Source organism: Ramlibacter sp., assembly GCF_035706265.1.
Classification (GTDB): domain Bacteria; phylum Pseudomonadota; class Gammaproteobacteria; order Burkholderiales; family Burkholderiaceae_C; genus Ramlibacter.
The window spans coordinates 1-6017 of record NZ_DASSVG010000419.1 but is presented as its reverse complement, the minus strand read 5'-3'; the positions used below and the strand labels follow the sequence as shown (position 1 = coordinate 6017).

7 protein-coding genes are annotated in these 6017 nt (G+C 69.8%); 5 read left to right on the top strand and 2 right to left on the bottom strand.

Features of this window, described 5'->3' with window-relative positions:
* The 5 genes from VFM98_RS14950 to ruvC all read left to right on the top strand — a co-directional run.
* The coding region (locus VFM98_RS14950; RefSeq protein ID WP_325110703.1) for an RNB domain-containing ribonuclease at nt 1-886 on the top strand (886 nt) is incomplete at its 5' end.
* Between the two features lie 2 nt (nt 887-888).
* Nucleotides 889-1737: a TonB family protein gene (locus VFM98_RS14945; protein ID WP_325110705.1), complete on the top strand. Its 849-nt coding sequence runs from the start codon at nt 889-891 to the stop codon at nt 1735-1737.
* 2 nt (nt 1738-1739) lie between these two features.
* Nucleotides 1740-2576 carry a shikimate dehydrogenase gene (gene aroE / locus VFM98_RS14940; RefSeq protein ID WP_414709031.1) on the top strand — a complete coding sequence of 279 codons (837 nt, stop codon included), beginning with the start codon at nt 1740-1742 and terminating at the stop codon, nt 2574-2576.
* Complete coding sequence (gene mtgA / locus VFM98_RS14935; protein WP_325110702.1) at nt 2573-3304, top strand: monofunctional biosynthetic peptidoglycan transglycosylase; 732 nt, start codon at nt 2573-2575, stop codon at nt 3302-3304. The genes aroE and mtgA overlap by 4 nt, the downstream gene beginning before the upstream one ends.
* The gene (ruvC, locus tag VFM98_RS14930; protein ID WP_325110701.1) at nt 3304-3852 is read left to right on the top strand and encodes a crossover junction endodeoxyribonuclease RuvC; all 549 of its coding nucleotides are present in this window, start codon (nt 3304-3306) and stop codon (nt 3850-3852) included. The genes mtgA and ruvC overlap by 1 nt, the downstream gene beginning before the upstream one ends.
* 1 nt (nt 3853) lies before the next feature.
* Here the strand turns inward: ruvC and lpxC are convergent, their stop codons facing one another.
* The gene (lpxC, locus tag VFM98_RS14925) at nt 3854-4777 is read right to left on the bottom strand and encodes a UDP-3-O-acyl-N-acetylglucosamine deacetylase (RefSeq protein ID WP_325110700.1); all 924 of its coding nucleotides are present in this window, start codon (nt 4775-4777) and stop codon (nt 3854-3856) included.
* Nucleotides 4778-5039: 262 nt separating this feature from the next.
* Nucleotides 5040-6017, bottom strand: a 978-nt coding sequence (locus tag VFM98_RS14920) for a cell division protein FtsZ (protein WP_325110699.1), incomplete at its 5' end; no start/stop codon positions are given.

Here is a 6017-nt window from a genome sequence, read left to right as displayed (position 1 = left end):
CCTGTTCCGCCTCGCCAAGCAGCTGAAGTCGCAGCGCGAGGTGCTGCGCGGCAAGCCGGAGAACTTCAACCGGCCGGACTACAACTTCCGCGTCCCCGACGCGGGCGAGCAGGGGCCCACCGGCGAGGAAGCCGTGGAGATCACGATCCGCAAACACGGCGCCCCTCTGGACCTGATCGTGGCCGAAGCCATGATCGTCGCCAACAGCACCTGGGGCCAGTGGCTGGCGGAGATCGGCGTGCCGGGCATCTACCGCAGCCAGGCCAGCCTGGCGCCGGGCGTGAAGGTGCGCATGGGGACCAAGGCGCTGCCGCACGCCGGCATCGGCGTGAAGAGTTACGCCTGGAGCACCTCGCCGCTGCGCCGCTACACCGACCTCGTGAACCAGTGGCAGATCATCGCGGCGGCCCGCCACGGCCGCACCGCCGCCCTGGCCGCGCCCTTCAAGCCCAAGGACGCGGAGCTGTTCTCGGTGATCTCCGCCTTCGACGCCGCCTACTCCGCCTACAACGCGCACCAGGCGGCGATGGAGCGCTACTGGACGCTGCGCTACCTGCAGCAGAACGCGATCGGCGAACTGGAGGCGACCATCTTCAAGGAAGGCCTGGCCCGCGCCGACACCCTGCCCCTGGTGCTGCCGGTGCTGGGAGGCGACCTGCCGCGCGGCTCGCGCGTGCGGGTGCGCCTGGGCGAGATCGACCTGATCACGCTGGACGTGAGCGGCACCGTGCTGCAACGCCTGGATACGGTTGCGGAGCCGGCGTCGGTGGAAGACGACAGCGAGGAGGAAACCGTCGCAGGGCCGATTGCGATCGCCGTGGATGTCACCGACACTTCCGAGGACAATCCGGTCAGCGCGCCCGCCGGCGCCGACGTGAGTCCGTGAACCTGAAGTCCCTCAGCACCCTGCAGATCGCACTGGGCGTGTCCGTCGCCGTGCACGCGGCCCTGCTCGCCGTGCGCATCGTCGACCCCGAAGGCTTCAACCGCGTGTTCCAGGACACGCCGCTGGAAGTGGTGCTGGTCAACGCCCGCAGCAACGAGAAGGTGGAGCGGGCCCAGGCCATCGCCCAGGCGGCGCTGGCCGGCGGCGGCGAGGCCGAGAAGGGCCGCGCCACCTCGCCCCTGCCCGCCTCGGCGCTCACCACCATCGGCGACGCCGCGGAGGACGAACAGAAGAAGATCGAGGCGATGCAGGAGCAGCAGATGCTGATGCTCGCCAACCTGAAGCGCACGCTGGCGGCCATGCCGCCGGCCGACCCCAAGCAGGCCCGGTCCAATCCGCAGGCCGCGGCGCAGGAAGAGAAGCGCCGCCACCTGGTCAAGCTGCTGGCGGAGATCGAGAAGCGCATCAACGAGGAAAATGCCCGGCCCAAGAAGCGCTACATCAGCCCCTCCACCCGCGAGGAGGTCTACGCCGTCTACTACGACGGGCTGCGGCGCAAGATCGAGGAGCGCGGCACCCGCAACTTCCCGGAACTCGCCGGCCGCAAGCTTTATGGCGAGCTGACCATGATCGTCACCGTCAACCACGACGGCAAGGTGCTCGACACCGAGGTCGTCGAGAGCTCGGGCAACCGCACGCTGGACCGGCGCGCCGCCACCATCGCGCGCGCGGCGGCGCCCTTCGGCCGCTTCAATCCGGCGATGCGGCGCAAGGCCGACCAGATCGTCGTGGTGTCGCGCTTCAAGTTCACGCGCGACGACACGCTGGAAACCCGGCTCACCAGCCACTGAGGATGGCGATGGACCGTTACTGCGTCATGGGCAACCCCGTGGAGCACAGCAAGTCGCCGTGGATCCACGCCCGCTTCGCCGCCCTCACCGGCGAACCGGTGGAGTACGGCAAGCGCCTGGTGCCGGTGGACGGCTTCGCCGCGGCGCTGCAGGCCTTCCGCGCCGAAGGCGGCAAGGGCTGCAACGTGACAGTGCCGTTCAAGTTCGAGGCCGCGAAGCTGGTCGCCCAGCGCAGCGCGCGGGCCGCCCTGGCCGGCGCCTGCAACACGCTGCGCTTCGATGCGGGCGGGATCTACGGCGACAACACCGACGGCCTCGGGCTGGTGCACGACCTGCAGGACAACGCCGGCGTGGCGCTGGCCGGTCGCGAGCTGCTCCTGATCGGCGCCGGCGGCGCCGCGGCCGGCGTGCTGGGGCCGCTGGTGGAAGCGAAGCCGCGCCGCATCGTGATCGCCAACCGCACCGTGGCCAAGGCGCAGGCGCTGGTGGCGGCCCATGAGGCGCTGGCCGAGGCCAGCAGCGTGCAACTGGAGGCCTGCGTGCTCGATGCGGTGCCGGGCGCGTTCGACGTGGTGGTGAACGGCACGGCGACCAGCCTCAGCGGCGCCGGCGTGCCGGTGGCCGCCTCCGTGCTGCGTCCCGGCGCGCTGGCCTGCGACATGATGTACGGGCCGGCGGCGGAGGGTTTCCTGCAGTGGGCGCGGGACCATGGCGCGGTCGGCCGCGACGGGCTGGGCATGCTGGTGGAACAGGCGGCCGAGGCCTTCCTGGTCTGGCGCGGCGTGCGCCCGCCTTCGGGCGCCGTGCTGGCCGAACTGCGGCGGGAGCTGGCGCGATGAAACCGGCGCTGCGCTGGATGGCCCTGGTGCTGCTCGCCTTCGTGGCGCTGCAGCTGTTCTTCCTGGGGCGCATCGCGCTGATGACGGCGATCGATCCCGAATCCACCACCTTCCAGCGCTCCGAGGCCTGGCGCATCGCGCAGGAGCGCGACCGCCTGCGCTGGCGCCAGCAGTGGGTGCCCTACCCGCAGATCTCGGACAACCTGAAGCGCGCCGTGATCGCCTCCGAGGACGACGGTTTCGTCAACCACGACGGCGTCGACTGGGATGCGCTGGAGCGCGCCTGGGAGCGCAACGAGAAGGCGATCGCGCAGGCCAATCGGCGCGCGCAACTCGCCCCCTCGCGCGCCCGGCCGCCCAAGATCGTGGGCGGCTCCACCATCACGCAGCAGCTGGCCAAGAACCTGCTGCTGTCCGGCGAACGCAGCCTGCTGCGCAAGGGCCAGGAGCTCGTGCTGACCATGCTCCTGGAGCAGACGCTGAGCAAGGAGCGCATCCTGGAGATCTACCTGAACAACGTGGAGTGGGGCGAGGGCGTGTTCGGCGCCGAGGCCGCCGCGCAGCACTACTTCCGCAAGCCGGCCAGCCGGCTCACGGCCTACGAGGCGGCGCGGCTGGCGGTGATGCTGCCCCAGCCCAAGCGCTTCGAGAAGATGCCCGGCTCGAAATACCTGGCGGGCCGCACCGCCACCATCGCGGCGCGCATGCGCGCGGCGGAACTTCCCTGATGCGCATCCTGGGGATCGATCCTGGATTGCAAACGACGGGCTTCGGCGTGGTCGACGCGCACGGGCACGCGCTGCAGTACGTGGCCAGCGGCACCATCAGCACCATGCACCTGGAGCGCGGCGACCTGCCGGCGCGGCTGAAGGTGCTCTTCGACGGCATCGGCGAGCTGCGCACGCGCTACGCGCCCGATGCGGCGGCGATCGAGATCGTGTTCGTCAACGTCAACCCGCAGTCCACGCTGCTGCTGGGGCAGGCGCGCGGCGCCTGCGTGACGGCGCTGGTGGCCAACGCGCTGCCGGTGGCCGAATACACGCCCATGCAGATGAAGCAGGCCGTGGCCGGCACCGGCAAGGCCGCCAAGACGCAGGTGCAGCTGATGGTGCAGCGGCTGCTGCAGCTGCCCGGCCTGCCCGGCAAGGACGCCGCCGACGCCTTGGGCCTCGCGATCACCCACGCCCACGCGGCCATCGCGACGGCGCGGATCCAGGAAGCGGGGAACGTGGCGCGCAGGAATACCGGCGCGTACAAGACGGGCCGGGTGATCTGACCTACCAGGCGCGGGCGGGCTGCGCGAAGCCGGCGGGTGCCCGGCGATCATCCTCGAAGGTGATGACCTCGAACGCCTCCTGGTCGGCCAGCAGGGCGCGAATCAGCTTGTTGTTCAGGGCGTGGCCGGAGCGGAACGCGCTGTACGCGGCCAGCAGGGGCTTGCCGATCAGGTACAGGTCGCCCATGGCGTCGAGGATCTTGTGCTTGACGAACTCGTCGTCGTAGCGCAGGCCGTCGGCATTGAGCACCCGGTAGTCATCCACCACGATCGCGTTGTCCATGCCGCCGCCCATCGCCAGGCCGCGGGCGCGCATCATCTCCAGGTCCTTGGTGAAGCCGAAGGTGCGGGCGCGGGCGATGTCGCGCGAATACTGGCCCGAGCTCAGGTCGAACTCGTAGCGCTGGCCGGTGGAGTTGACCACCCGGTGGTTGAATTCGATTTCGAAGCCCAACTTGTAGCCGTGGTACGGGTCCAGCCGGGCCCACTTGAGGTCCTCGCCCTCGCCTTCGCGCACCTCCACCGGCCGCGTCACGCGGATGAAGCGGCGCGGCGCGTTCTGCTGCTCGATGCCGGCACTTTGCAGCAGGAAGACGAAGGAGGCGGAGGAGCCGTCGAGGATGGGCACCTCTTCGGCCGTGATGTCGACGTAGAGGTTGTCCACCCCCAGGCCGGCACAGGCGGACATGAGGTGCTCCACGGTGTGGACCTTCACCCCGCCGTTGGAGATGGTGGAGGCCATGCGCGTGTCCGTGACCGCCTGGGCGGACACGGGGATGTCCACGGGCAGGGGCAGGTCCGTGCGGCGGAACACGATGCCGGTATCGGGCTGGGCGGGGCGCAGCGTCAGCTCCACGCGCTGACCGCTGTGCAGGCCCACGCCCACGGCCTTGGTCAGGGTCTTGAGGGTTCGCTGGCGCAGCATGCGGCCGATTTTACGAGGGTGCGCGTTTTCCCCCGGTTGACTTTCCGCATGCCCGCGATAGGTCCAGGCCATTGCATGAGCCTCGCGCGTCAGGGTGAACCGCGTGTGTATGGCGAGTAAAACAGCCGAACAGCCGGACGCAAAGGACGCGAAAGATGCGCGAAGAACGCAAAAGGGATACCTGGAGAAGGATGTCCCTTTTGCGTCCTTTGCGAAACCTTTGCGTCCTTTGCGTCCGGATGTTGGCGGTTCAAATTCCCGTTCAGTCCGCCTGCTTGCGCAGGAACGCCGGGATCTCGAAATCGTCCATGCCGCCGCTGGACAGCGCATCGACCTTGGCCGCCGCCTGCGAGCGGTTGGTGCGCCAGACGCTCGGCACCGCCAGGCCGCCGTAGTCCGGCTGCGGGGCGGGCGCGCGGCCTTCCTGCATCTCGCGGGTGACGATCGCGCCCGGGCCGGCCACGGCGTTGTGGATGGTCGGCACGTTGAAGGGCACGTTGTCGGTGCCGGTGCGCAGCACCTGCAGCGGCGGCGCCGTGCGGCGCTGCTGGCCGTGGCGCGACAGGCCGGTGGCCACCACGGTCACTCGGACCTGGTCGTCCAGCGAGTCGTCGTAGGCGGTGCCGTAGATCACGTGCGCGTCCGGCGAGGCATAGGCGCGGATCGTGTTCATCGCCAGCTTGGATTCGGACAGCTTCAGGCTGCCCTTGGCCGCCGTGATCAGCACCAGCACGCCCTTGGCACCCGAAAGGTCGATGCCATCGAGCAGCGGGCAGGCCACGGCCTGTTCGGCCGCGATGCGCGCGCGGTCCGGCCCGGAAGCCACCGCCGTGCCCATCATCGCCTTGCCCGGCTCGCCCATCACGGTGCGCACGTCCTCGAAGTCCACGTTCACGTGGCCCGGCACGTTGATGATTTCCGCGATGCCGCCGACGGCGTTCTTCAGCACGTCGTTGGCGTGCGCGAAGGCCTCGTCCTGCGTGATGTCGTCGCCCAGGACTTCCAGCAGCTTCTCGTTGAGCACCACGATCAGCGAATCGACGTTGGCCTCCAGCTCGGCGAGGCCCTGGTCGGCGTTGGTCATGCGGCGGCCGCCCTCCCAGTCGAAGGGCTTGGTCACCACGCCCACCGTCAGGATGCCCATCTCCTTGGCCACGCGCGCGATCACAGGCGCCGCGCCGGTGCCGGTGCCGCCGCCCATGCCGGCGGTGATGAACAGCATGTGCGCGCCGGCGATGGC

What these genes read in the sequence shown, in the direction of transcription:
- ruvC (WP_325110701.1), top strand. Translation starts at nt 3,304, where the DNA reads ATGCGCATCCTGGGGATCGATCCTGGATTGCAAACGACGGGCTTCGGC.
- lpxC (WP_325110700.1), bottom strand. Translation starts at nt 4,777, where the DNA reads ATGCTGCGCCAGCGAACCCTCAAGACCCTGACCAAGGCCGTGGGCGTG.
- aroE (WP_414709031.1), top strand. Translation starts at nt 1,740, where the DNA reads ATGGCGATGGACCGTTACTGCGTCATGGGCAACCCCGTGGAGCACAGC.
- mtgA (WP_325110702.1), top strand. Translation starts at nt 2,573, where the DNA reads ATGAAACCGGCGCTGCGCTGGATGGCCCTGGTGCTGCTCGCCTTCGTG.